Annotated in this window: 20 protein-coding genes and 1 pseudogene (1 of these 21 cut by a window edge); 15 read left to right on the forward strand and 6 right to left on the reverse strand. The window is 72.8% G+C overall.

Annotated elements, in window-relative coordinates:
* Positions 1-73 precede the first annotated feature (73 nt).
* Positions 74-1,612, reverse strand: coding sequence for a streptophobe family protein (locus tag B4N89_RS23250; protein ID WP_078977750.1), 1,539 nt, complete (start codon positions 1,610-1,612; stop codon positions 74-76).
* 313 nt (positions 1,613-1,925) lie between these two features.
* Here B4N89_RS23250 and B4N89_RS23255 point away from each other — a divergent pair, with 313 nt between their 5' ends.
* Positions 1,926-4,475: an FHA domain-containing protein gene (locus B4N89_RS23255; protein ID WP_078977751.1), complete on the forward strand. Its 2,550-nt coding sequence runs from the start codon at positions 1,926-1,928 to the stop codon at positions 4,473-4,475.
* A 133-nt stretch (positions 4,476-4,608) separates the two neighbouring features.
* Here B4N89_RS23255 and B4N89_RS23260 read toward each other — a convergent pair whose 3' ends face one another.
* The gene (locus tag B4N89_RS23260; RefSeq protein WP_078977752.1) at positions 4,609-5,385 is read right to left on the reverse strand and encodes a hypothetical protein; all 777 of its coding nucleotides are present in this window, start codon (positions 5,383-5,385) and stop codon (positions 4,609-4,611) included.
* 183 nt (positions 5,386-5,568) lie between these two features.
* On the opposite strand from B4N89_RS23260, the gene B4N89_RS23265 reads away from it, so the two are divergent.
* From B4N89_RS23265 to B4N89_RS23280, 4 genes and pseudogenes are all read left to right on the forward strand, one after another.
* The gene (locus B4N89_RS23265; protein WP_078977753.1) at positions 5,569-6,378 is read left to right on the forward strand and encodes an ABC transporter ATP-binding protein; all 810 of its coding nucleotides are present in this window, start codon (positions 5,569-5,571) and stop codon (positions 6,376-6,378) included.
* A 142-nt stretch (positions 6,379-6,520) separates the two neighbouring features.
* Positions 6,521-6,928 carry an NfeD family protein gene (locus B4N89_RS23270; RefSeq protein WP_078977754.1) on the forward strand — a complete coding sequence of 136 codons (408 nt, stop codon included), beginning with the start codon at positions 6,521-6,523 and terminating at the stop codon, positions 6,926-6,928.
* A gap of 118 nt (positions 6,929-7,046) precedes the next feature.
* Positions 7,047-7,976 (forward strand): annotated as a pseudogene (locus tag B4N89_RS23275) (SPFH domain-containing protein); the annotation flags it as partial.
* A gap of 332 nt (positions 7,977-8,308) precedes the next feature.
* A complete protein-coding gene (locus B4N89_RS23280; protein ID WP_078979566.1) occupies positions 8,309-9,079 on the forward strand; it encodes a sulfite exporter TauE/SafE family protein in 771 nt (256 codons plus the stop codon).
* Positions 9,080-9,094: 15 nt separating this feature from the next.
* On the opposite strand, the gene B4N89_RS23285 is transcribed toward B4N89_RS23280, so the two are convergent.
* The gene (locus B4N89_RS23285) at positions 9,095-9,535 is read right to left on the reverse strand and encodes a RidA family protein (RefSeq protein ID WP_078977756.1); all 441 of its coding nucleotides are present in this window, start codon (positions 9,533-9,535) and stop codon (positions 9,095-9,097) included.
* A gap of 105 nt (positions 9,536-9,640) precedes the next feature.
* Between B4N89_RS23285 and B4N89_RS23290 the strand changes: the two genes are divergently transcribed.
* The 7 genes from B4N89_RS23290 (at position 9,641) to B4N89_RS23320 (ending at position 19,939) form a co-directional block, all read left to right on the forward strand.
* Complete coding sequence (locus B4N89_RS23290) at positions 9,641-10,024, forward strand: winged helix-turn-helix transcriptional regulator (protein WP_078977757.1); 384 nt, start codon at positions 9,641-9,643, stop codon at positions 10,022-10,024.
* 136 nt (positions 10,025-10,160) lie between these two features.
* Entirely contained in the window at positions 10,161-11,153 is a 993-nt protein-coding gene (locus B4N89_RS23295) for a cobalamin biosynthesis protein (RefSeq protein ID WP_078977758.1), read from the forward strand.
* A gap of 64 nt (positions 11,154-11,217) precedes the next feature.
* On the forward strand, positions 11,218-12,729 hold the full coding sequence (locus tag B4N89_RS23300) for a cobyric acid synthase (protein WP_078977759.1): 1,512 nt from the start codon (positions 11,218-11,220) through the stop codon (positions 12,727-12,729).
* 120 nt (positions 12,730-12,849) lie between these two features.
* Positions 12,850-13,743, forward strand: coding sequence for a metallophosphoesterase family protein (locus B4N89_RS23305; protein WP_161500790.1), 894 nt, complete (start codon positions 12,850-12,852; stop codon positions 13,741-13,743).
* Positions 13,744-13,909: 166 nt separating this feature from the next.
* Positions 13,910-15,331: a hypothetical protein gene (locus B4N89_RS23310; protein ID WP_143658059.1), complete on the forward strand. Its 1,422-nt coding sequence runs from the start codon at positions 13,910-13,912 to the stop codon at positions 15,329-15,331.
* Between the two features lie 1,256 nt (positions 15,332-16,587).
* A complete protein-coding gene (locus tag B4N89_RS23315) occupies positions 16,588-18,399 on the forward strand; it encodes a hypothetical protein (RefSeq protein WP_078977762.1) in 1,812 nt (603 codons plus the stop codon).
* A gap of 1 nt (position 18,400) precedes the next feature.
* Positions 18,401-19,939: a peptidase MA family metallohydrolase gene (locus tag B4N89_RS23320; RefSeq protein ID WP_078977763.1), complete on the forward strand. Its 1,539-nt coding sequence runs from the start codon at positions 18,401-18,403 to the stop codon at positions 19,937-19,939.
* 96 nt (positions 19,940-20,035) lie between these two features.
* Here the strand turns inward: B4N89_RS23320 and B4N89_RS23325 are convergent, their stop codons facing one another.
* Complete coding sequence (locus B4N89_RS23325) at positions 20,036-20,563, reverse strand: HNH endonuclease (protein WP_078977764.1); 528 nt, start codon at positions 20,561-20,563, stop codon at positions 20,036-20,038.
* Between the two features lie 232 nt (positions 20,564-20,795).
* Positions 20,796-21,338 carry a YbhB/YbcL family Raf kinase inhibitor-like protein gene (locus B4N89_RS23330; RefSeq protein WP_078977765.1) on the reverse strand — a complete coding sequence of 181 codons (543 nt, stop codon included), beginning with the start codon at positions 21,336-21,338 and terminating at the stop codon, positions 20,796-20,798.
* Positions 21,339-22,381: 1,043 nt separating this feature from the next.
* On the opposite strand from B4N89_RS23330, the gene B4N89_RS23340 reads away from it, so the two are divergent.
* Positions 22,382-23,857: a hypothetical protein gene (locus B4N89_RS23340; protein WP_101897154.1), complete on the forward strand. Its 1,476-nt coding sequence runs from the start codon at positions 22,382-22,384 to the stop codon at positions 23,855-23,857.
* Between the two features lie 43 nt (positions 23,858-23,900).
* Here B4N89_RS23340 and B4N89_RS23345 read toward each other — a convergent pair whose 3' ends face one another.
* On the reverse strand, positions 23,901-24,686 hold the full coding sequence (locus B4N89_RS23345; protein ID WP_078977768.1) for a sporulation protein: 786 nt from the start codon (positions 24,684-24,686) through the stop codon (positions 23,901-23,903).
* 93 nt (positions 24,687-24,779) lie between these two features.
* Between B4N89_RS23345 and B4N89_RS23350 the strand changes: the two genes are divergently transcribed.
* Positions 24,780-25,475, forward strand: coding sequence for a DNA-3-methyladenine glycosylase (locus tag B4N89_RS23350; protein ID WP_078977769.1), 696 nt, complete (start codon positions 24,780-24,782; stop codon positions 25,473-25,475).
* A gap of 111 nt (positions 25,476-25,586) precedes the next feature.
* Positions 25,587-26,171, forward strand: partial view of a tyrosine--tRNA ligase gene (gene tyrS / locus B4N89_RS23355; RefSeq protein ID WP_078977770.1) — the 5' end (the start) only. It continues 693 nt past the right edge of the window; the window shows 585 of its 1,278 coding nt (coding positions 1-585); the start codon lies at positions 25,587-25,589; its stop codon lies beyond the right edge, outside the window.

The raw sequence follows: 26,171 nt of genomic DNA on the forward strand, positions 1-26,171 counted from the left end.
ACCGGCCGTTCGAGATCGACCGCCGCACCGGTCCACACTGCGAACAGCCGACGAATCGCCCGGCGGGCCGGATTCACCCAGGCCAGGGGCCCGAGCGGGCCGGTCCCTGCGGATCGGGCGGGCGCGGCGGGCGGCGCGCGGGGTCGGGTCTGTTCGAGTACGGCGGCGGTCCGGGCGGCGCGGGTGGGCCCGCTGCCGGCGGCCGGGCCGAGGCGGGGCGCGGCGGCCCGGCGGCGAGTGGTGCGGCGTCCGTCCTGCGATAGCGCACCCAGTCCGCGAGCGCGCCGCCGACGAAGCCGGCACACGCGCCCCACAGCAGCCCGAGCAGCACCGTCCACAGATAGTCGGCGTGCAGCGACACCGACGCGCCGGGGGAGACCACCCCGCCGAACACCGACACCGCGACCTTGAGCTGAAGCTGCATCAGGTAGGCGATCACCAGCAGCCCGCCGGCCAGTGCCACCGCGAACCGCCACGCGTGCTGATGCGGACGCACCGACGCGGGCGCGCGCAGCGCCATCAGGGTCCCGCCGAGCAGCAGGAGCAGCGCGGAGAACAGCGGTACGAACCACGCCCGCGAGTCCAACTCGGCCAACCGGTCGATCCGGATCGGCAGACCGTCCCCCGCGGAGGCCTTGACCAGCTTGCCCAGCGGCCCGGGCAGACCGAACGAGAAGCCGCCGCCGGTGGGGTCGGTCGTGGTCGCCTTCCACGGAATGCCCAGGCCGAGCGAGGCGAGCAGCCAGACCGCGTTGGGCAGCGCGAAGAACATGCCGCCGATCATGCGCTTCGGCGCGGGCGCGGAGGCGGCCACGAACGGCGTACCCACCACCCCCGCGACCACCGCGGCGATCAGCACCGCGAGCACCCCGGCCACCGGCGGACGCAGCACGGCCCGATGCCGCAGCCACTTCACCGGCAGCGGCCCGCGCGCCGACACCCCGACGGCGACGGCCAGGGTGATCGACAGCCACAACGCGCCGAAGGCGAGCGTGCCGGTCACGTCCGTCTCGAACCGGGCCGCGGCGCCCAGGCTGAAGACGTCCATCAGGCCCTGCGCCTTGGCGCCGCCGACCCGGGAGACGAACTGCTCGATGGGCAGCGTGTGTTTGCCCGTCGTCGCGACCACGCCGAGCGCGGCCATGGTGAACACCAGCACCCGCATGCCATGGACGAGCAGGTCCAACGCGCCGATCACCAGCCGGTGTCGCAGCGGACGCAGGAACAACCAGCCGAGCACCAGCGCGCCGATCAGACCGATGCCGAGCAGCATGATGTCGACCTTGCCGCTGCCCTGCGCGAGCGAGACGTCACCGGTGAGTCGACTGAGAATGTCGTCGCCCGTACCGCTCTTCTCGGTGCCCTTCAGGTCGACCGTGCCACCCACCGCGAGTGCGACCACCGCCGCGACCAGCGCCGGCATCGTGCCCGAGCCCAGGTCGTCGGCGCCGAGCAGCCACAACCCGAGCCACGCGGCGGCGGCCATCGCGCCGAACGCCGCGAGCACCGCGCCGAACGCGTGCAGCCAGGGCGCGAGACCGCCCCAGGGGGCGGGACCGGCCGATGACCGGGCCGGGGGCGGTGCGTTGTGCTGCTGCTGGTTCCAGGCCACGACCGCTCCTGTCACGTGCGACCCGACCGCCGGTCGAGCGGGACAAACTCGACTATCGAGCCGCCCCGAGTCACACGTCAACGGATTCCGCCGGACTCCCCCCACATGGCACCCGGCGCCTTCACGACCGCGCCCGCGACCACGCGCCGTGACCGAGTTCTCGCGCAGCCGAGCGGCGGAAGGCGAAGTTGATGTTGGAATCGCCCTTCGGAGTGGTTCACGGTGCTTCCGGCCGAGAAAGCCTGCCCGGGAGGCCCCCGCGTCCCTACACTCTCGAAGGGTGGGGGACAGCTATACGCCAGAAGGACCGGCAGTGCCGCACCTGACCGTCGGCACCAGCGCCGGTGCGCCCGTGATCCTCGATCCCGGGCGCGAACACGTCGTCGGCCGCGATCCGTCCTGCGCGATCGTGCTCGACGACCGCCGGGTGAGCCGACGCCACGCGATCCTGCGAGTCGGTCCCGACGGCTGGGAGTTCGTCGACGGCAACAGCGTCAACGGCTCGTGGATGCGCGGCAATCGGGTGCACCGCGTGGTCGTCGGCCGAGGTTGCGAGGTGCTGCTCGGCGACCCGGACGACGGCGACCCGCTGCGCCTCGCGCCGGAGGCGACCGTCACCGAGGTCGTGCCGCCGCGCGTCGCGCGACCCGACCACGTACAGATCCCCGAACCGCCCGGCCGCGCCGAACCACCCCCGCACCGCGCCGAATCGCCGTACACCCCCGAGTCGCCGTCGATCCCCGAGCCGCCCTCCGTCCCCGAGCCGCCGCGCCGAGTCCCGGACCGGCCGAACCCGTTGGAGCGCGCGCACATCGGCGCGGGGCCCGCCGTCGACCCGCGCCCGAGCGTGGACCGGCAGCCCAGCATGGTCATCCCGCTCCCGGTCCGCACCCTGCGCATCGGCCGCGCGCTGGACAACGACCTGGTCCTCACCGACCTGATGGTCTCCCGCCACCACGCCGAGTTGCGCACCACACCCGGCGGCCGGCGCGAAATCGTCGACCTGGGCAGCCACAACGGCACGTTCCTCAACGGCCAACCGATCGAGCGGGCGCTGCTCGGCGAGGCCGACCTGGTCGGCATCGGGCACGCCACCTTCCGCCTCGACGGCCAGGAACTGCGCGAGTTCATCGACACCGGCGAGGTGTCCCTGGAGGTGCAGAACCTCACCGTCAAGGCCGGCAAGCGGGTCCTGCTCGACAACGTCTCCTTCCCGCTCGCCGAGCGCAACCTGCTCGCCATCGTCGGCGGTTCCGGCGCGGGCAAGTCCACCCTGCTCGGCGCGCTCACCGGCAGCCGGCGCGCGGCCAGCGGCAAGATCCTCTACGACGGCCGCGACCTGTACGCGAACAACGCCGAACTGCGCCAGCGCATCGGCCTGGTGCCGCAGGACGACATCCTGCACGCCCAGCTCACCGCGCGCACCGCGCTGCGCTACGCCGCGCAACTGCGCTTCCCCGAGGACACCGAGGCGGCCGAGCGCGAGCGCCGGGTCGAGGAGGTCATCGGCGAGCTGAGCCTGGACAAGGTGCCGCGCGGCGCCGCCTCGCCGTACGCCGACACCAAGGTCAGCAGCCTCTCCGGCGGCCAGCGCAAGCGGGTCAGCGTCGCCGTCGAACTGCTCACCAAACCGTCGGTGTTGTTCCTCGACGAGCCCACCTCCGGTCTGGACGAGGGCCTGGAACGCTCGGTGATGGAGAAGCTGCGCGAACTCGCCGACGACGGCCGCACGGTCATCGTGGTCACCCACAGCACCCGCAGCCTGAACGTCTGCGACCGCGTGCTCGTGCTCGCGCCCGGCGGCCGGATCGCCTTCTTCGGCCCGCCCGACGAGGCGCTGCCGTTCTTCGGCAAGGGCGACTGGCCCGAGGTCTTCACCATGTTCGACGACGAGCCCGACCGCGATTACGAGGGCCCGTTCCGTCGCTCGGAGTTGTACGGCAAGTACATAGAGGCCGGCCGGGACCGTGCGCACGCCGAACAGGGCGAGCGGCCACAGGCGAAGCCGCCCAAGCCGCAGGGCTGGTTCTCCCAACTGACCACACTGTCCCGGCGCTACCTCGCGGTGATCGCCTCCGACCGCAAGTACCTGGCGCTGCTGGCGATAGCGCCGCTGTTCCTGGGCATGCTCTGCCGGGTCATCCCGGGCAAGCTGGTCAGTGCGCCGGGGTCGCCGCCGGGGTCGAACCAGGAGGCGACCACCAAGCTGCTCGTGCTGTTCGTGATCAGCGGCCTGATGGGCACCGCCACGGCGGTCAACGAGTTGATCAAGGAACGCGCGATCTACCGCCGCGAGCGCAGCGCCGGCCTCTCGGTCTCCGCCTACCTCGGCTCGAAGATCCTGGTGCTCGGCCTGATCTCGGCGATCCAGGGCGCGGTGCTCACCGCCGTCGCGCTCGTCGGCGTGAAGTTGCCCGCCAAGGGCGTCGTGCTCGGCCCGCCACTCGTCGAGATCGGCATCGCGGTGGTGTTGTCGGCGATCGCGGCGATGGCGGTGGGGCTGGTGGTCTCCGCGTCGATCGGCAGCGCGGAGTTGGCAATGCCGCTGCTCGTGGTGATCGCGATCGTACAGGTGGTGCTGTGCGGCGGCCTGTTCCCGCTCAACGGCAAGGCCGGCATCGAGCAGATCTCCTGGCTGGCCCCGGCCCGCTGGGCCTTCGCCGCGTCGGGCAGCACGATAGACCTCGCCACCCAACTGCCGCTCAAACCGGGGGAGTCCCCCGACCCGCTGTGGAAGCACGAGCCGGCCGTCTGGTACCGCAACATCGGCATCCTGACCGGCCAGATCGCGATATACGGGATGATCGCGCTGCTCATGCTGCGCCGACTCGACCCGAAGACGCGGCGTCGGCGCGGCCGGTAGCGCGCTCCGACCGCGGCCGGGTCCGCACGATCGTCCGGCGGCCGCGATCGTGGTCGTCCGGCGCCGAACGCCGGTCGAGGATGCGCCGCGAGGAGCGGATCAGCCGGACAGGGTGCGACGTCGGCCGGAACTCTCAGGCCCGGTCCGGCTCCAGCGCGGCGCTGTACGCGGCCACCATCGCTCGTCGGCACGCCCGCTCCAGCGGGGCCAACGCGAGCAGCCGCGCCGATATCTCCGCCGCGCTGACCGCCCCGCCGTCCTCGCCGCTCGCCACCCGCACCACGGCGTGGATCCGGCGCGCCTGGTCCAGCACCCGCCCGGCCCGACCGGGATGGCCCGGCGCGATCCGGGTGTCCGAATCCTTGCGGTACAGCCCGGCCAGCGCGCGCTGCGCCGCCGGTCCGCCGCCGGCCACGTCCAGCCGGGTCAGGTCCTCGATCGTGTCCCGCATCGCCTCGGCCAATTCGCGCTCGGCCTCGGCCAGGAACGGGCCGGGCGCGGGCCGGTCGGCCACCTCGAACACGGTCCAGGCCACTCGTACCGTCGCGTCGTCGGCCGTACCGTGCCGGGTCACCGACGGCACCAGACCGTAGGCCGCACCCGGCGCGCCGACGGTGATCGCCGCCTCGCCCGCGTCGAGCGCGAAGTCGTTGAAGGCGGGCGGGCCCGGCAGCGCGAGCGGATCGCCGGCCACCGGCAGCGCCAGCCGCAGCCCGTGTACCCCCAGCGCGCGCAACCGCCCGAGCGCGAGCGAGAGCCCGACGGGCCCGGGCTCGCCGGGCACGCCCGTCACCCGATGCGGCTCGTCCGTACCGAGGATCTCGGTCACCGCGTCGTCCGGCGCGACGTGCCCGGCCAGCAGGGCATTGCCCCATGCGACGAGAAGTCCGGAGCGGGGTTCGGCATGCATGCCGACAAGCGTAAGGGTGCTCACACGGGTGCTCACAACGCTCCCGGACACGACCGGAGGCGGTTCGGTGTCATAGGTTTCTCCCGGACCGGGTGCAACAACGCGGGACCACGGAGCGAGGCGGTGATCCCACACAAGGGGATGCCGTCCGGCGGCGTAGCGCACGATGGGGAGCTGGCAGGGATGAGCGACGTTCTCGAACTGGTTGACGTATCGGTGGTGCGCGACGGTCGCCCTCTGGTGGACCAGGTGACCTGGTCGGTCGCGGAAGGCGAGCGCTGGATCGTCGTCGGACCCAACGGCGCGGGCAAGACCACGCTGCTGCAACTGGCGTCCACCTACCTGTTCCCCACCTCCGGCACGGTCGCCGTACTGGGCGAGAAGCTGGGCACGGTGGACGTGTTCGAGCTGCGTCCGCGCGTGGGCATGGCGTCCGCCGCGCTGACCGACAAGCTGCCGCGGCGCGAGCGGGTGCTGGACATCGTGCTGACCGCCGCCTACGGGATGACCGCCAAGTGGCACGAGCGCTACGACGCCGAGGACGAGCAGCGCGCCCGGCGGCTGCTCGACCAGCTCGGCATGGCCGAATACGTGGACCGCACGTTCGGCACCCTGTCCGAGGGCGAGCGCAAGCGGGTACAGATCGCCCGCGCGCTGATGACCGACCCCGAACTGCTGCTGCTCGACGAGCCGGCCGCCGGGCTCGACTTGGGCGGACGCGAGGACCTGGTGCGTCGGCTCGGCGCGTTGGCGGCCGATGCGTACGCGCCCTCGATGATCCTCGTGAGCCACCACGTCGAGGAGATCCCGCCGGGCTTCACCCACATTCTGATGATCCGCCAGGGGCAGGTGCTGGCGGCCGGTCCGATCGCGGAGACGCTGAACTCGCGCAACCTGTCGCACTGTTTCGGCCTGCCGCTGATCGTCGAGCAGCAGTACGGGCGTTGGTCGGCGCGCGGGTTGCCCATGCCGGAGGCCCCGGAGGCGCACTGACCCGGCGCGGGGGCGGTCGGATGCGGGGAACTCGGCCGTTCGTCCGCGGCGGCGTCGGCCGTTCCTCCGCGCCGATCATTGGTCCGAGAACACCCTCCTGATCCGTGCGCCCACGATCTACGATGAAGTCGTGGACGCATGGATGTGGTGGCTCATCGCGGTCGGGGCGTTCGGCATCTTCGGCGTGCTCACCTCCTTCGTGGAGATGGGCATGCTCGCGGTCGCCGCGCTCGCGGCCACCATCGCGGCCGGAGCCGGTGGCAACTTCCTGGTCCAGTCGGTCGTGTTCGCGGTCGTCGCGATCGTGCTGCTCGCGTTCGTGCGACCGGTCGTGGTGCGCCACAACAACACGCCCGGGACCCGGACCGGAATCGACGCGCTCAAGGGCGCCCGCGCCGTGGTGCTGGAGCGAGTGGACGAGCACGGCGGCCGGATCAAGCTCAACGGCGAGGTCTGGTCGGCCCGCACGCTGGACACCACGGCCGTGTTCGAACCCGGTGCCCAGGTGGACGTCGCGGACATCGTGGGCGCCACCGCCGTGGTGATGTGACGATCCGATCGATTGCGCCGACCGTGTTGACGTCCCACGCCGGCCCGCCAACCCCTAGGCTCGAACCAGCCTCGAAATTCGCAGGCAGCCGCAGGCACGCAGGACCTCGGGAGAGATCGTGAAGGCCACCGCCGTCATCGTTCTGGTCGTACTCGTACTGCTGGTGGTCGTCGCCCTGGTCAAGACGGTCAAGGTGATCCCCCAGGCGAGCGCCGCCATCGTGGAGCGTTTCGGGCGCTACACCCGCACTCTGCACGCCGGACTCAACATCCTCGTGCCGTTCATCGACCGCATCCGGCAGATGATCGACCTGCGCGAACAGGTCGTGCCGTTCCCGCCGCAACCGGTGATCACCGAGGACAACCTGGTCGTCCAGATCGACACCGTCATCTACTTCCAGGTCACCGACCCGCGCGCGGCCACCTACGAGATCGCCAACTACATCCAGGCGATCGAGCAGCTGACCATCACCACGCTGCGCAACATCATCGGCGGCATGGACCTCGAACAGACGCTCACCTCGCGCGAGGAGATCAACGCGGGCCTGCGCGGCGTGCTCGACGAGGCGACCGGACGCTGGGGCATCCGGGTCAACCGGGTCGAGCTCAAGGCGATCGAGCCGCCGCCCTCCATCCAGGACTCGATGGAGAAGCAGATGCGCGCCGAGCGGGACAAGCGCGCGGCGATCCTGACCGCCGAGGGCCATCAGCGCTCGCAGGTGCTCACCGCCGAGGGTGACAAGGAAGCCGCCGTGCTGCGCGCCGAGGGTGAGCGGCAGGCCGCGGTGATCCGCGCCGAGGGTGAGGCGCGCGCGATCGAGACCGTCTTCGAGGCGATCCACGCGGGCGAGGTCGACAACAAGCTGCTGGCCTACCAATACCTCCAGATGTTGCCGAAGATCGCCGAGGGCAGCTCGAACAAGCTGTGGATCCTGCCCAGCGAGGTCACCCGCGCGCTGGAGGGCATCGGCGACGCGGTCGGCAACCTGTCCCCGAACGGTTCCGGCCCGGCGCACCGGGTGCCGCAGTTGGCGCTGGAGGAGGAGCCGGCCTGGCCCGGTTCGGCCGCACCCCCCGCCGGCCCGCAGTCGGCGGGCGGCCCGCCCGCCCCGGCACGCAAGCAGCCGGCCGGCAACGGAGCCTCGTCGGCGCCGCGCCCGCCCGCCGACCCGCCGACCGTCCCGGCCCCGCCGATCGACCCGCCGCGTCGTGGCGGCGCGCCCGCCGGCGACGTGGAGCCGCCGCACATCGAGCGTGGCCACCGCCCACCGCGCTGAGGCCGCACCGCCTGCTGCGATGATCGTCGCGTCACGGCCACGGGGGGCGGCACAGTCCTCCCGGCGCCACGGTCATCGCGGCGAAGCGGATGGGCACGATGGGCATGAGCTGGTGGGAAGCACTGGCGATCTTCGCCGCGGGCATCGCGGCCGGCGGGATCAACGCGGTGGTCGGATCCGGCACCCTGATCACCTTCCCCGTGCTGCTCGGCTTCGGCTACTCGCCGGTGACCGCGAACGTGTCGAACACCATCGGCCTGGTCCCCGGCTCGATCAGCGGCGCCATCGGCTACCGCCGCGAACTCGCCGGCCAACGCCCGCGCCTGCTCCGCCTGGGCCTGGCCTCCCTGCTCGGCGGCATCACCGGCGCGATCCTGCTGCTCACGCTGCCGGCGGGGGCGTTCAAGGCCATCGTCCCGGTCCTGATCGTGGTCGCCCTGGTGCTCGTGGTCCTGCAACCCCGCCTGGCCCGAGGCCTCGCCGCGCGCCGCGCCGGAAACGGCACACCCGAGGAGGGGCCGCGGCACGGCGGCGCGCTGCTGTGGGTGGCCGTCTTCGGCACCGGCATCTACGGCGGCTACTTCGGCGCCGCCCAGGGGGTGCTGCTGCTCGCCCTGTTCGGCGTGTTCATCGCCGAGAACCTCCAGCGGATGAACGCGGTCAAGAACGTACTCGCCGCCGTCGTCAACGGCGTCGCGGCCATCCTGTTCATGGTCGTCGCGGACGTCGCGTGGTGGGTGGTCCTGCTGATCGCCCTGGGATCGGTGATCGGCGGCCAGATCGGCGCGAAGGTCGGTCGCAAGCTGCCGCCGACGGCCCTGCGAGCGGTGATCGTGGCGGTCGGCCTGATCGCGGTGATCCGCCTCCTGCTGTAGGAGAGGCGGGCCCCGTCAGGCCGGCAGGTTCGTGTCGATGACGAAGGCGATCTCGACGACTTGGCCGGGCAGCGTCAGCTCGGTGACGCCGACGACCGTACTGGCGGGGCGATGGTCGCCGAAGTAGGCGACGTTGCCCTCCGCCAGCGCCGCGGCGTGCCGTCGCAGGTCGACCACGTAGACGGTCTGCGAGACCACCTGGTTCCGGGTGATGCCGAAGTACGCCAGGACCTTGTCCAGATTCCGATGCACCTGCTCGAGCTGAGCCGCGAAGTCGTCCGCGTGCCGGAACTCACCCGCGTCGTCGAACGAGAGTTGCCCGGAGACGTGGATCAACGCGCCGGACCTGATCGCCTGGGAGTAGCCGAAGTCGCTTTCGGCGGGGATGTCATGGTTGAAGACGTCGGCGCGGGTATCGGTACGGGTTCCGGTCCGGGCGTTGATGGGGGTGGTCATGATGCGTCGTCGACCCTTCGCTTTGCTCTCTTGTGGTTACTCGGGAACTGTAGGAGAGTGAGCGCTGACCTGGAAGAACGCACTTTTCGGTGACTGGGGAACCTCATGGTGACCAAGCAGCAACTCGCGGGCCTACCCGAGGACGCCGATCTGCGGCGCGCGGACTCCCTGGCGCGCGAGATCTTCTCCGACGTCGCCAACAAGTGGGCGCTGCTGATCATCGAGGCGCTGGGGGACCGCACCCTGCGCTTCGGCGAGTTGCGGGCGGAGGTCGAGGGCATCAGCCACAAGATGCTCACCCAGAACCTGCGCATGCTGGAGCGCAACGGCCTGCTCGACCGGAAGGTGTACCCGACCGTGCCGCCACGCGTCGAGTACACCCTCACCGAGCCGGGCCGAGGCCTGCGCGCCACGGTCGACGCCATGTGCGGCTGGACCCACCGATACCTGACCCACATCGAGAACGCCCGCGACCGCTTCGACACGTGAGGGTGCGGGCGGGGGGTCGCTCCGGGCCACGTGCCGCCGGCGTGCTCCGGCCCGCCGTCGGTTCCGCTCCCGGCTCCCGGCCGCCGTTTCGCGGGCCACCGCGTGTGGTGGTGAAGGCCCGTGAAACGATGCGCGGATGCCCGCGATCGTGCGTCCGACCCACACCGCCCTCGGCTTGGCCCTGGGTGTTGTACTCGACTCCGCGTTGGGGGATCCGAGGCGCGGTCATCCCGTGGCCGGCTTCGGGACTCTTGCCGGACGCGCGGAGCGGGCCGTGTACGGGGACGGTCGGGCGCGCGGTGTCGCGTACAGCGCTCTGTGCGTCGGGGGCACCACGGCGCTCGCGCTCGGGGTGCGTCGGGTCGTCGCGGGTCGGCCCGCCGCCGCCGTCCTGGCCACCGCCGGCTGCACGTGGGCCGTGCTCGGCGGCACCACGCTGCGTCGCGAGGCCCGCGCGATCGCCGCGCCGCTGGTGGCCGGGGACCTCGCCGCCGCCAGGGAGGCGCTGCCGCGTCTGGTGGGGCGCGACCCGAGCCGGCTGGACGACAAGGGCATCGCCCGGGCCGTGGTCGAGTCGGTGGCGGAGAACACGTCCGACGCGGTGGTGGCGCCGTTGTTCTGGGGCGCGGTCGCGGGCATCCCCGGGCTGCTCGGCTACCGCGCGATCAACACCCTGGACGCGATGGTCGGCCACCACACGCCGCGCCACGAGAACTTCGGCTGGGCCTCGGCCCGCCTGGACGACGTCGCCAATTGGCCGGCCGCGCGACTCACCGGGCTGCTCACCGTCGCGGCGGCCCCCGTGGTCGGTGGTGATCGCGGCCGGACGTGGGCCGTGTTGCGGCGGGACGGGGGCAGCCACCCCAGCCCCAACGCGGGCCGCTGCGAGGCGTCCGCCGCCGGCGCGCTGGACGTCACGCTCGGCGGCCGGAACGTCTATGCCGGCCGTACCGAGGACCGGCCCCGGCTCGGCGACGGCCCGCCCCCCGCCCCCGCCGACATAGCGCGCGCCAACCGCCTCTCGGCGACGGTCGGGCTGGCCGCCGCCGCCCTGGCCGTGGGCGCGGTGGCAGCCCGCGGGGCCGTCGCCGCCCGCGCGGCGCGCCGCATCGGCAAGGCGGTCCGATGAGCGTGCGCGTTTGTGAGCGTGGGTCGACTGGGCTTTGTGGGCTTCGAGTTCGGGAGGTGGAGCGGTGAACGGTGCGCTTTTGGTGGCCGGGACCACCTCCGATGCCGGGAAGAGCGTCGTGGTGGCCGGGCTGTGTCGGCGGCTGGCCCGCGAGGGGGTCAAGGTCGCGCCGTTCAAGGCGCAGAACATGTCGCTCAACTCGATGGTCACCGCCGACGGGGCGGAGATCGGCCGCGCCCAGGCGATGCAGGCGGCGGCGGCGCGGATCGAGCCGGAGGCGGTGATGAATCCGGTACTGCTCAAGCCCGGTGGCCTGATGAGCAGTCAGGTGGTGCTCCTCGGCAAGCCGATCGCCGAGGTCGGGGCGCTGAACTACCGTGATCTGAAGCCGCGTCTGTTCGAGGCGGTACTGGAGTCGCTGGCCGATCTGCGGGCGCGCTACGACGTCGTGGTGTGCGAGGGCGCGGGCAGTCCGACCGAGATCAACCTGCGCGATCGCGACATCACCAACATGGGGCTGGCCCGGGCCGCCAGGCTGCCGGTCCTCGTGGTCGGCGACATCGATCGCGGCGGGATCTTCGCGTCCTTCTTCGGCACCCTCGCCCTGCTCTCCCGCGAAGACCAGGAACTGGTCTGCGGGTTCGTGATCAACAAGTTTCGCGGCGACGCACGCCTGTTGGATCCGGCGCTGACCCGGATGCGCGAACTCACCGGACGTCCGGTCATGGGCGTCCTGCCCTTCCTCGGCGGCCTGTGGCTCGACGTCGAGGACTCGCTCGCCCTGGACGCCGACCGGGGTACGGCCGAACCACCGCTCGGCGCGGACGTCCTGCGCGTCGCGGTGGTGCGACTGCCTCGGATCAGCAACTTCACCGACATCGACGCGCTTTCCGTCGAGCCCGGCGTGGTGGTGCGCTTCGTGAGCACGCCTGGCGAGATCGCCGACGCCGACCTGGTGGTACTGCCCGGCACCCGGGCGACCGTCGCCGACCTCTGCTGGCTGCGCGAACGCGGCCTGGACACCGCGCTGGCCCGGCGGGCCGCCGAGGGGCGGCCGATCCTGGGCATCTGCGGCGGCTACCAGATGCTCGGGCGCGAGATCGACGACGACGTGGAGAGCCGCGCGGGGACGGTGTCGGGCCTGGGCCTGCTGCCGGTGCGGGTACGCTTCGCCGCCGACAAGACCCTGGCCCGGCCGCGCGGTTACGCCGACGGGTCGCCGGTGACCGCGTACGAGATCCACCACGGCGTGGTCGACGTCGAGGCGGGCGAGCCGCTGTTCACCGACGCCGACGGCGGCGCCCTGGACGGCTGCCGGGTCGGCGCGATCACCGGCACGTTGTGGCACGGCGCACTGGAGAACGACGCCTTCCGCCGCACGTTCCTGTCCCGAACCGCCGCGTACTCCGGCCGCCGCTTCACCGTCTCCCCGAACACCTCCTTCGAAGCCGCCCGCCAATCGCGCCTGGACGCCCTGGGCGACCTGATCGCCGACCACCTCGACAACGCCGCGGTCGACCACCTGATCACCCGAGGCCCCACCCCGGCGCTGCCGTTCGTTCCTCCGGGCGCCTGAGCGCCCCGCGAGGAACCGCCGCGCCCTCTCCCGGTCGTGGGGAAATACCCCGGACGGGACCTCGGGCGATCGCGGATGATGGGCTTGGGGTCGGTGGGGCGGAGAGGTCGGGGGGCTGTGATGCGGGTTTTGTTGGCCGGGGACACGCACGGGAACACGGGACACGTACGTCGTGTGCTCGATGTCGCCGCCGAGCTCGACGTGGATGTGGTCTTCCAGCTCGGCGACTTCGGCTACTGGGAACACGAGCCGTCCGGCGTCCGGTATCTGGACGCGGTCAATCGTTCGGCCCGCTCGCGTGGCGTCGACGTGTACTTCCTGGACGGAAACCACGACAAGTCCTCGCTGCTGATGGAGTCCTACGGCGACCACCGGGACGAGCAGGGTTTCGTGATCGTGCGCCCCCGGGTGCGCTACGCCCCGCGCGGGCACCGGTGGTCCTGGCGGGGGACGAACTTCCTCGCCTTCGGCGGCGCGTTGTCGCTGGATCGGGAGCGGCGACTGGCCGAGGAGCAGCGGCGCTACGAGAAGGCGCTGCGCAAGGAGGGCTTTCGGGTCGGCGCCGGTCGCCCGCCCGCCGCGGTGCCGACCTACGCCGGCAGCCTGTGGTTCCCGGAGGAGGAGGGCACGGACGCCGATGTGGACACGATCCTGGCCGACCCCTCGCCGGTGGGCGTCCTGCTCACCCACGACAAACCGCTGCGGGCCACGCCCGAGTTCAACCGCAAGAGCGAACCGCGCTGCCTGCCGAACCAGGCCCGGATCCAGCGCCTGGTGGACGCCTACCGGCCCGCCGTCGCCGCGCACGGCCACCTGCACTTCCGGTACACCGAGGAACTGGCCCATCCCGACGGGTCGGTGACGCGCGTCGAGGGTCTGGCCGCCGATCCGATGGCGTCCTACGACGTCCCCGGCTACCGGGTCGCCGATTCGTGGCTGCTCCTCGACCTGGCCGCGTTGCCCTCGGCGGCCGGTGCCGATCCCGGCACGGTGGAGGCGGGCACCGGCTCCTGACGAGCCGTCGGCGCCGAGCGTATACGCCTCGACGAAGCGGGGGAGGGTGGATAACCTCGGCACGCACACATGATCGAATCCCCGAGTCGAATCGAGCCGAATCGAGCCGGTCCGACGCGGGCCGATGCGGGCGGCCTTCGGACGGGTGATGCACGAGAGGGACCGCGTGTCCGACACCCCCACCGCCGACGCTGCGCCCACCGAGGCCGTGCGCCGGCGTCGCCGCACCCCGCTCCTGGTGGTCGGCGGAATCGTTACGGCAGCGCTCGTGGCCGGCGCCCTGACGATCGGCGGCGCCTTCGACGGCGACGGCGACTCCACGGTCCCGACCGCGCGGGAACGCCCCGCCGACGGCGCCCCGCCGCCCGCGACCTCCGGAACGCCGGAACCGCCCGCCACCGTCACCCGCATCACGCACGCCGACGTCAAGGCCCTCACCGACGCCCGCACCAGGGCGCTCCGGGACGGCGACGCGACCGCGTTCGTGACCGGGATCGACCCGGCGGACGCGGAACTCCTGGCCGCGCAGCGCCGATTGCTCGCCAACCTGCGGCTGTTCCCCTTCGCCAGGGCCGAGTTCCTGCCGCCGACGGGCCTGGACGTGGTGCGGGCGGAGGATGCGGGCGCGTACTCGTACGACATAGTGATCGTGTTCTCCCACCAACTCGAGGGAATCGACAGCGAGCCGGTCGCCGAGGCCTACACCTGGACGCTGAGCCGGGCCTCGATCGACGCGCCGGTGCGGATCACCAAGATCGTCGGGAGCAACCCGACGTCGCATCCGACCCGGCCGGTCCGGTATCCGGCGGCGTGGGACGGCGACGAACTCGCCGTGGTCGAACGCGAACACATCCTGCTCGCGGTCGCCGCGACGGACCGGGCCCGGGCCGCGGCGTGGGCCGATCGCGCCGAACTCGCCGCGAAGCGCAACGCGGAGGCGTGGCACGGGCCGGCGATCACCCCTCGGCGCTTCGCGGTCTTCGTCCCGACGAAGCGGGAGACGGTGCGCGGCGTGCTCGGCGCCCTGACGGGCTCCTGCGAACTCGTCACGCCCGCGCGGCCCGGCGGCGGCAGCATGCCGCCCGTCGGCGCCCGGGTCACCTTCGACGGCACCGACACCGCGTTCGCGTCCTCGACGAACCCGGACACCGGCATCGGCCTGATCCGTCGGGAGCTGGCCGAGGCCATGGTGGCGCAGTTCGCACGATCGTCTTTGATCGGCGGCGGCGGCCGATCCCGCTGGGTCTCCGAGGGCTTCGCGTACTACCTCGCCGGTGACAACAGCTACCGGGACGCGGCCCGGGCCGAGCTGCGGGCCGGGCGGTTCGGCGGCAAACTCCCCGTCGACACCGACCTGCTGCCGAAGGCCAAGGGTGATCAGGCCGCCGGAGCGGCCTTCCACATCAGCATGCTGACGATCCGTTACCTCGCCGAGAAGTACGGCGCGGCCAAGGCGGACGAGTTCGTGGTCGCGATGTACGCGGACCCCGCCTCGCTCGACGCCGCGATCAAGGCGGCGAGCGGGCTGGACCGCGAGGCGTTCGAGGCCGGATGGGCGGACTACGTACGGGCCGAGATCGGCGGTTGACCGGCGGCGGCTACCGCGCGTGACCGCACCCGGGCCCCACTGCCGAGGCTGTCCGGGGACGTGGATAACCTCGGCGAACACATGATCGGATCGCCGATTCCGGGGCCGGGGGCGGAATCACCGGACCGGCGGTCCAGGGGAGGACTGGCATGTCCGACATGCCCAACATCGCCGACGGCGTGCCACACCCGCCGAGCGGCACCACAGCAGACCACGAACAGCCGTCCACGGGGTGGGACATGGGCAGCAACGAGGACGCACAGGAAAACCCGGGCGGCCCGACGGAGGAGCACCCACCCAACCCTCCCCACCCACCGACACCCACACCCACGGGCACACCGGAGCCCCCACCGACAACCGCACCCGCGCCCGCGCCGGTCGCGGAGGCAACCGAGCGGACGCCTGGCATCGCGGCTTCGGTAGTCGACGGCGCGGCCGGTACGCCTGCCGTGCCCGTCACTTCGCCCGACCGGGCAACGACCGCGTTCGCGCCTGCGGGCGCAGTCGCCGCGCCTGCGGGCGCAACTGCCGGCGCGCCCGCGCCCGGGCCTGTCGCGGAGGCAGCCGAGCGGGCGCCCGCAATTGCGGCTCCAGCGTCCGCCGGGGTGTCCGGTACGCCGCCGGTGCCCGTCACTTCGCCCGGCCCGGCCCCGACCGCCTCCGCGCCTGCGGGCGCAGTCGCCGCGTCGGCGTCCGCAACTGCCGGCGCGCCCGCGCCTGTCGCGGAGGCAACCGAGCGGGCGCCCGCAATTGCGGCTCCAGCGCCCGCCGGCGTGGCCGGTACGCCGCCGGTGCCCGTCACTTCGCCTGACCCGGCCCCGACCGCCTCCGCGCCTGCGGGCGCAACTGCCGGCGCGCCCGTGCCCGGGCCTGTCGCGGAGGCAGCCGAGCGGGCGCCCGAAATCGTGACTTCGGTGCTCGCCGGCGCGTCCGGCACGCCTGCGGTGCCCGTCACTTCGCCCGACGGGCCAACGACCGCCTCCGAGCCTGCGGGCGCAGCCGCCGGCGCGCCCGCGCCCGCGCCCGTCGCGGGGGCAACCGATCGGGCGCCCGGCATCGCGGCTCCAGGGCCCGCCGGCGCGGCCGGTATGCCGCCGGTGCCCCTCACCGTGCCCGACGAGGAGTCTGCGGGCGCACCGGAGACCGTGCCGGCGACCGCATCCGCGTCTGCGCTTGCGTCCGTCGGGGAGGCGACCATCGAACGGGTGCTCGGGAGTGCGGCTTCGGCGCCGGACGGTGCGCTTGGTGCGTCTCCGGTGTCTGTCGCTTCGCCGGACCGGGATCCGGCCACGACCGCCTCCGCGCCTGCGGGCGCACCCGCACCCGCACCCGCCGCGACGGCGGCCGCGTCCGTCGACGCGTTTGCGCGCATACCCGCCGGCGACCGCCTGCCCGCAGGCGCATCCGCGGTCGTCGAGGAGGTGGCCGGGCGGCCGGCCGAAGACGTGGTGTCGGGGCCCGGTGGCGCGGAGCGTACGCACCCGGTGCCCGTGGCCTCCTTCGATCCGCCGCCGGCGACCGCGCCCGGGCCTGCCGGCGGCGGTGCGATAGCCGCCGGCTCCCCGCCCCTCGACCCCGGTGCCGCCGTCACCGGCGACGACTCGGGAGCGATGTCGCCCACCCCCGAGGCGCCTCCTTTCCCGGCGCCCATCGGCCCGTATGGGCCCCTCCCCTTCCTTCCCGGCCCCGACCAGCAGCGGCGCAACGCTCGCCGGCACCTCCTGGCCGCGGCCGGTGGAGTGCTCGCGATCCTCGCCCTGCTCGCCTCCCTCGCCGTCGGCGGCGTGTTCGACCCCACCACCACCCCGACCGCCGCGCCGTTGGCCGAGGAGGAGACCGTCGGCGGCGCGGCCAAGGCCGGGGACAAGCCCCAGGTCACCCGGATCGCCGCCGCCGACCTGGCGGGCCTGACGGACAGCCGTACCCAGGCCCTGAAGTCGGGGAACGTGGACGGCTTCGTCGCCGGAATCGACCCGGCCGCCACCGAACTCGCCACCGCCCAGCGCCGGTTGTTCGCGAATCTGCGGCTGTTCCCGTTCACCAGCGTCGAGTTCCGGCCGTCCACCGCGACCGTCGAGCCCGCGAACGACGCCGGCCCGCTCACCCGCGACGTGAACGTCGTCTTCGCCCACCAGATCACCGGCGTCGACAGCGAGCCGATCGCCGAGCGCTACACCTGGACCGTCTCGCGCGCGTCCGTCGGCGCCCCGCTGCTGATCACCAAGATCGCCGGCGGCTCGACCCGCGGCGGCGGCAACGCCTTCCCCGCCCCCTGGGACGAGGACGAACTCGCGGTGCTCGAACGCCCGCACGTCCTGCTCGCCGTTCCGGCCAAGAACAAGGCCAAGGCCGCCGCCTGGGCCGACCGGGCCGAGAGCGCGCTGAAGAAGAACCTGGCGGTCTGGAAGGGTCCGGCGATCACGCCACAGCGCTACGTCATCTACGTCACGCCCGACCACGAGACCTTCATCCGCGCGCTGTCCGGCAACGACCTGCCCAACGTCACGGGCGTGTGCCGCACCATGCCGCCCGCGCGCCCCACGATGGGCCGCGACCAACCGATGGCCGGCAGTCGGATCACCCTGGACGGCTCGGACGAGATGTTCGCCAAGAACGACGGCGAGCAGCAGACGCACCTGATCCGGCACGAACTCGGCCACGCGATGGTCGCCGAGTTCGAGCGCGGCGGCGAAGGGCCGCCGCTGTGGGTCTCGGAGGGCTTCGCCGAGTACCTCGCCTGGACCGACCTCTCGCTGTCCGAATGGTTCCAGCCCACCGCGCGCGAGCAGGTCCGCGCGGGCAAGTTCACCGGCAAACTGCCCACCGACGCCGACGTCAACTCGCCCGACGCCAAGACCTCGACGGTCAGCTACCACTACAGCATGCTGACGATCCGCTACATCGCGGAGAAGTACGGCGTCGCCAAGGCCGACGAGTTCGTCGTCGCGGTGTACAAGGATCCGACCCCGGCCGCGATCGACGCCGCGCTCAAGCAGGCCACCGGTCTGGACCGGGACACCTTCGAGAGCAACTGGGCCAAATACGTCAAGGCCAAGGTGGGCAACTGACGTGCACCCCCGGGACCCTCAAGACGCCCAGGCCTCCCAGGCCTCCCAGGCCCTCCAAGCCCCCCACGGCCTGTGGCCGAACGCCGTCGAACCCCGCCGCTCCCGACCGTGGGCGATCTGCGTCGCCCTGCTCGGCGCGCTGATCTCGGCGGCCTTCCTGATCGGTACGACATCGGTCACCGGCCGGCCCGTGGGCCTGGACAGCGCGGATCGCCTGCTCGACGCCGAGGACGCGACCCACGCCCCGCCCCCGGCGCGCGCCCCGGCCGCCGAATCCGCGCGCGGCCCCGGCGCCCCGCCGGAGGAGGGCACCTGGCCCTCGGACCGGATCGACACACGCGTGTACTTCCGCGTCCAGGCACTCGCCGACATGCGCACGGCCGCCTTCGAACAGGGCGACGAGACGGCCTTCCTCGCCTCCGTCGACCAGCAGGACCGGCCCCTCGTCGACGGCCAGCGGCGGCTCTTCGGCAACCTGCGCAAGATCCCGTTCGACGCGGCCCGCTGGGTCGCCCGCGGCGGTGACAAGAAGGTGGTCACCGCAGACGGCTCCGCCCCGAGCCGGGCCGGTACATCCGCCGCCTGGCCGGTGACGGTCAGCGTCAACGTGGCCTTCGAGCACACGATCACCGGCGTCGACGTGGGCCGCGTCCCGGAGACCTACACCTGGAAGGCCCGCTGCGCCGACCCCACCGACCGCTGCACGCTGATCGACCTGGACGGCGCCGCCGACGCGGACGCCAAGGGCGGATTCGCCGGCTACCCGGCCGCCTGGGACCTGTGGGACCTCCAGGTCGAACGCCGCCCACACGTCGTGGTGATGGGCCCGAAGCAGAACGCGAGCGCACTGCGCCGAAACGCGGACCTGGCCGAGCAGGCCGCCGTGTACACGCTCGGCGCCTGGAAGGGCGGCGCCGGCACCTCGCCCGGCTTCGCCCTCGTGCTGACCTCGTCCCGAACCTCCTTCGGCAAGCTGTACAGCAGCAGCGAGATCCGCGACTGGGCGGCGGGCTACGCGCTGTCCATGCCCGGCACCGATCGATACGTCGGCGGGGTCCGCATGGTCGTGGACGACGAACAACTCGCCGGCGACGCGGCGTTCGCGCCGATCCTGCTGCGGCACGAGATGACCCACGCCCTGATCGCCCCGCTGGCCCGGCCGGGCGTCGCCACCACCATGCCCACCTGGCTGGCCGAGGGCTTCGCCGACTGGCAGGCCGAGGCCGACCGGCCGCTCGCACGCGAGGTCACCACGAACATCCGCACGATGATCGACCGGGGCCGATTCACCGGCGCGCTGCCCGCCGACGAGGACTTCGACACCGCCGACGAGGACCGGGTCGAAAACGCCTACAACCTGGCCCACCTGATGGTGCGATACCTGGCCCGGACGTACGGCGCGGAGCGCGTCTGCGCCTTCCTCACCGACACCCTGACCGGCCGCCACGCCGACATCGACGAGGCACTGACCGCGAGCTTCGGCTCATCCCCGGACCGCCTTCGCGCCGACTGGGCTGCCTGGGTCCGCAAGACCGTCTGACGGGGCCGCGGCGCGAGCCGGGCCCGAACGCCGGAAGCCGCCGGGGGAACCCACCCCGACGGCTTCCGCACACCTCGTCCCGACCCGCGCGCCCGCTCAGGCCCCCATCGCCAGCGCCGGCGACCGCACCGGCTCGGCCAACCACTGGGCGCCCTCGACGCTCGCCACGCCGAACGCGAGCACCAGGGCCCGGGTCGCCGACGGCTCGTACGGCTGGAACAACAGCCGCATCCCGGCCTCCGCCGGCGTCCGCGCCGCCTTGCGCTGGTTGTCGCTCCCGCACGCGGCGACGGTATTCAGCCACGAGTCGGCCCCACCACGAGAACGCGGCAGTACGTGGTCGACCGTGGTCGCGCGCCCACCGCAGTACGCGCAGCGCCGGTTGTCCCGGAGCAGCACACCCCGCCGCGACCACGCGGCCTGTTGTCGGAACGGCACCCGGACGAACTTGAGCAACCTGATCACCCGGGGCAGCGGGATCTCCACAGTCGCGGCCCGTACCACCCGGCCGGGATCGACATGCTCGACGACCGCCTTCTCCTGCAACACCAACACGAGCGCGCGCTTGAACGACACCGTCGCCAGCGGCTGATACGTCGCGTTCAGCACCAACGTCTCCCGCATGCGACCTCCCCTCACCTGGTCGACGAGGGGACGAGCGAGCACATTCGAACGCGCACCGAACCGACCGGGCGCGATCACGCGCTCAGCTTTGGGGCGGTGCCGCGACGCTCATGCGCACCCTTCGACTCGACGAACCGTCAGTACGGACAACTCGACCACTGTGCCGTTCGGGCGATCATCGGGACAACGCAATTACCGGACGAGATTCCGCTTTTCCGCGGTCGCACGCGGCTCAGCGGGCGTACGTGGACACCAGCACGGCGCGCGCGAGGGTGTGCGCGAACAGGTTGAAGCCCACGAACGCCGGCGTCGCCGTCTCGTCCACGCCGAGCTCGGCCACGTCCAGCGCGTGCACCGTGAAGACGTACCGGTGCGGGTAGTGGCCCTCCGGCGGCGCCGCGCCCACGTAGCCCGGACCGCCGGTGTCGTTGCGCACGTGGAACGCGCCGGCCGGCAGCGCCTTGCCGTCACTCGCGCCCGCGCCGCCCGCCAGTTCGGTCACCGTCGCCGGGACGTCGACCACGACCCAGTGCCAGAAGCCGCTGTGGGTGGGCGCGTCCGGATCGAAGCAGGTCACGGCGAAGCTCTTGGTGCCGGCCGGGAAGCCGGACCAGGACAACTGCGGCGAGAGGTCATCGCCGCCCGCGCCCATGACGCCGCTGACCTGTGCGGTCGGCAGAACCCCGCCGTCCGTCAGATCCGCACTCGTGAGCGTGAAGGTGGGCTTCGCGGGCAGGTACTCGTACGGCAACGGCGGCTTGGTGGGCTCGGACACGCGAGACTCCGAATCGTGGGCACCGGCGCCCGGCCGGCTGCCGAACGCCTCGTTCGGACGAGCCTATTCTCACCGTCCGCGAAACCGGCGAAGATCGCGTAGGTATCCTCGCGCCAACAGGGGGCCAAGAGGGGGGAGGCATCCGGCGTGACCGAGCCGACGCACGAATCCGGCAACGCCACGAATGACGCCTCATCCACCACACCCACCAACCCGCCCACCGGCGCGGACCCGGTCGCGGGTGCCGGGCCGGCCGGGGGCGCGGGGCCGGTCGCGGGTGCCGAGCCGGCCGGGGGCGCGGGGCTGGTCGCGGGCGCCGAATCGACCCCGGGCGCCGAACCGCCTGCGGGGGGCGAGCGGACCCCGAGTGCCGAGCCGTCCCTGGATGCCGTGCCGCCTGCGGGTGCCGAGCGGACCCCGAGTGCCGAGTCGATCTCGGGTGCCGAGCCGGCCGGGGGCGCCGGGCAAGTTGCGGGTACCGTGCCGGCAGCGGGTGCCGAGCGGACCCCGAGTGCCGAGCCGATCCCGGGTGCCGTGCCGGCCGGAGGCGCCGGGCTGGTTGAGGGTGCCGAGCCGACCCCGAGTGCCGAGCCGTCCCTGGATGCCGTGCCGACCGCGGGTGCCGAGCCGACCCCGGGTGCCGAACCGCCTGCGGGTGCCGAGTCGATCCCGGGTGCCGTGCCGGGTGCGGGTGCCGAGCGGACCCCGAGTGCCGAGCCGATTTCGGGTGCCGTGCCGGCCGGGGGTGCTGTGCCGGGTGCGGGGGCCGAGTCGATTCCGGGTGCCGTGCCGGCTGCGGGGGCGAGCGGACCCCGAGTGCCGAGCCGATTCCGGGTGCCGCATCGGCCGGGGGGCGTCCGAGTGCGGGCGATTTCGTCGACGGCCTTGTGTCCGCGGACGGTGTCACGGCGGGGGACGGCGCGGGTTCCAACTTCGCTGCGGTACCCGGCAGCCGAATATCGAGCACCGGGGCCCCGCGCGAGGCATCCTCGCCCGCCGTATCTCCCGCCGCCGCGCTTCCCGATGCCGCGCCCGACGGCCCCGTGTCGGGCTCCGCCACGTCCACTGCGGGCGAATCCCCGGCCTCCGATCTGCTCCTCCCCGGGCCCCCGGCGTCCGCCCGTCCTCGCTCCGCCGCCCGTCGCCTCGCCGCCCCCCTGCTCGCGCTCGCGCTGGCCCTCGCCGCGCTGATCGCCTTCGGCGTCACCCTCAGCGGACCGGGCAGCGCCAAGCCCCACGCCGCCGACGGCGCGCTCGGCGCCCCCCGTCCCGGCACCGCCACGCCGATGGCCCCCGCGCACGGGCCGACCATCGCCACGGCGGACATCCAGGCCATCGCGGACCGGCGCACCGCGGCGATCCTGGCCCAGGACGAAGCCGCGTTCACCGTCGACCTCGACCCGGACGTCCCCGACCTGGTCGGCGGCCAACAACGCCTCTTCCGCAACCTGGCCCGGGTGTCCTTCGACCGGATCGGCTACCGCGTCGAGACCGTGCAGACCATGCCCGCGACCGACGACCGGATCACCGCCTACGTGGACGTCTCCTTCGACCACCGCATCTCCCGCGCCGACACCGCCACCGTCGGCGAGGGCTACCGCTGGACCGTCGTCCGGGAGGCCCCCGGCGCGCCGCTGCGGATCACCGGCGTGGACGGCACCCCCTACGACGGAGCCGGCTACGCCTACGCCCGCGACTATCCCGCCCCCTGGGACCACGCCGACCTGACCGTGGTCCGCCGCGAGCACGTGGTCGTCCTCGCCGACCCGGCCACCGCCCGGGGCGCCGACCGCCTCGCCGACGCCGCCGAAGCGGCGGCGCGCGCCGACATCGACACGTGGGCCGACGGCGGGCCGCCCGGTACCGCCCCCGGGTTCGTGATCGTCCCGGTCGCCGACCGCGACACGTTCTATCGGCTCTACGGCGGCCGCACCGGCGACCACGGCGAGGAATCCGGCCTCACCTACGCCCTGCGCACCATCGGACCGGACGGCAAGGGCCACTTCGGCGGCTCGCGGATAGTCCTGGACACCACCTCGGGCTGGTTCACCTCGCCCAACCCGCGCCGACTCGGCGAACTGCTGCGGCACGAGATGGCCCACGCGCTGGTCACCCCGCTGCGCAACGAGGTACCGAACCAGGACCAACCCGTCTGGGTGGTCGAGGGTTTCGCCGACTGGCTGTCCCTGCGCGGACACACCCTGCTCGGCACCGACGAGCTGTACGAGGCCAGGACCTACATCGCCGGCAACCGCTTCACCGGCAGGCTGCCCACGGACAACGAGCTGTACCAGGCCGACACCGTCGGCAACGCCGCCGCGTACGAGCTGGCGCACCTGGCCATCCGCCGGATCGAGGAAATCGGCGGCACCCAGGCCGTGTACGGCTTCGTCACCGCCGTATACGCCGACCCGGCTCCCGCGGCCGTGGACGCCGCACTCGAGCGGGCCACCGGCCTGGCCCGAGCGGAGTTCGAGACGGACTGGGCGGCCCGGGTACACGCCCTCCTGGACGCCTGACCCGGACCGCCCCGGAACCCGGAGCCGCCCGACCCCGCGACGCCTAGAACCAGCCCCGACGCTGCCCCAGTTCCTGGAACCAGCCGTGCAGGTAGGCGTTCCAATCGGTTTGATGCGCGCCCGCGTGCTCGACGGTGAAGCGCCGGATCGCATCGCTCCCACCGGAGAGCGCGCCGCCCTTCTTGTCGATCTCCAGGATCACTTCGGTCCGGTGCTCATTGGACACGAAGGTCAGCTCCACCTCGTTGATCCCGCGCGCGTACGCCTGCGGCGGGGTGAACTCGATCTCCTGATAGAACGGCAGCCGCTGATCCGTGCCCCGGATGTGCCCCAGTTCGAGGTCGGCGGCCCGGAAGTGGAAGCCCAGATCTCCGAACGCGTCCAGGATCAACGCCTGCGCCGGAAACGCGCCGACCGCGACCGGATCCAGGTCGCCCTTGTCGATCGCGCGGTCGATGGCCAACTCGGTACGCACGCCGACCGTGGTGCCGCGCAGAGGCACGCCCCGAAACGTGGTCAGCGGCGCCTCCCACGGCACCGGCAACCGGAAGTCCAGGTCGTGCGTGGCGCCCTCGCGCAGCGTGAACGCGCCACCGACCTGCTGCCGACCGAACTCCACGTTGCGCCGCTGCTCGCCGTCCTGCGTCTCCACCTCGACCACGGCCTGGAAGCCGACGAACAGTCCCTCGATCTCCTGGTCGACCTTGCCGCCTTGGATCCGGATCCGACCCTCGACCACACCGCCGGGCGTGGTCTCGGCCGCGTGCAGCTCGGTCTCCACCGAGGCACCGCCGGCGCCCATGCTCGCCATCAGCTTCTTGAAAACCATGAGGTCTCCTCCCCTTCCCGCCCGACCTCCGCCGTGCGGAATCGTTACGCCGGGCCATTCCATCACGCACGACCGGCCGTAAGCTGGCTCCCCATGCGTGCTTCCACCGCCGCCGCGGGCCCCACCGCTCCGCTGCCGCGCTCGTTCTTCGACCGCCCGGTACTCGCCGTCGCCGCCGACCTGCTCGGCCGCACCGTGGTCCACGAGACCGAGGCGGGCCCGGTCGAGGTGCGGCTGACCGAGGTCGAGGCGTACGACGGCGCCAACGACCCCGGCTCCCACGCCTTCCGCGGCCGAACCGCCCGCAACGCGACGATGTTCGGCCCGCCCGGACACCTGTACGTGTACTTCACCTACGGCATGCACTACTGCGCGAACCTGGTCTGCGGCCCGCCCGACCGCGCCTCCGGGGTACTGCTGCGCGGCGGCGAGATCACCACCGGCCTCGCACTGGCCCGCGCCCGCCGCCCGACCACCCGCAAGGACACCGACCTCGCCAGCGGCCCGGCCCGCCTCGCCACGGCGCTGGCCTTCGACCGCGCCCAGGACGGCATCGACGTCTGCGACCCGGCCGGCCCGGTCCGCGTCCTGTACGGCACCCCGCCCCCGCGCACCGCGATCCGCACCGGCCCGCGCACCGGCGTCGGCGGCGGCGGAGCGACCCAGCCCTGGCGCTTCCACATCGCCGGCGATCCGACGGTCAGCCCCTACCGGGCCCACCAGCCCCGCAAGCGCACCACGAAGCCGGCCGAGCCACCCGCCGCCGGCGACGCGGTGCAAAGCGGTTAGCGTCGAGGGCGGCGCGTCGGGCACCCTTGCACCACGGTCGTACCGCCGATCCGCGCCATCGACCCGCACCACTCCACCCACCGAGTCCACCTACCGAGGAGACCAGGCACTGTGACGGACATCGTCGACGAGCTGCGGTGGCGGGGCCTGCTGGCCCAGACCACCGACGAGGACGCGCTCAAGAAGGCGTTCGCGGACGGTCCCGTCACGGCGTATTGCGGGTTCGACCCCACCGCGGCCAGCCTGCACGTCGGCCACCTCACCCAGGTGCTCACGCTGCGCCGGCTCCAGCTCTTCGGCCACCGCCCGATCGCCCTGGTCGGCGGCGCCACCGGCCTGATCGGCGACCCCAAGCCGTCGGCCGAGCGCGCGATGAACGAGGTCACCACCGTCGCGGGCTGGACCGACCGGATCCGCGGCCAACTCTCCGCGTTCCTTGACTTCGAGGGCGGCGAGCCGAACACCGCGGTGATGGCGAACAACCACGACTGGATCTCGCAGCTGAGCATCGTCGAGTACCTGCGCGACGTCGGCAAGCACTTCAGCGTCAACCAGATGCTCGCGCGCGAGACGGTGAAGTCCCGGCTCGCCGGCGAGGGGATGAGCTACACCGAGTTCAGCTACGTGCTGCTCCAGTCCTACGACTTCGTCGAGCTGTACCGACGGCACGGCTGCACGCTGCAGATCGGCGGCAGC

The organism is Embleya scabrispora, assembly GCF_002024165.1.
Lineage (GTDB): Bacteria > Actinomycetota > Actinomycetes > Streptomycetales > Streptomycetaceae > Embleya > Embleya scabrispora_A.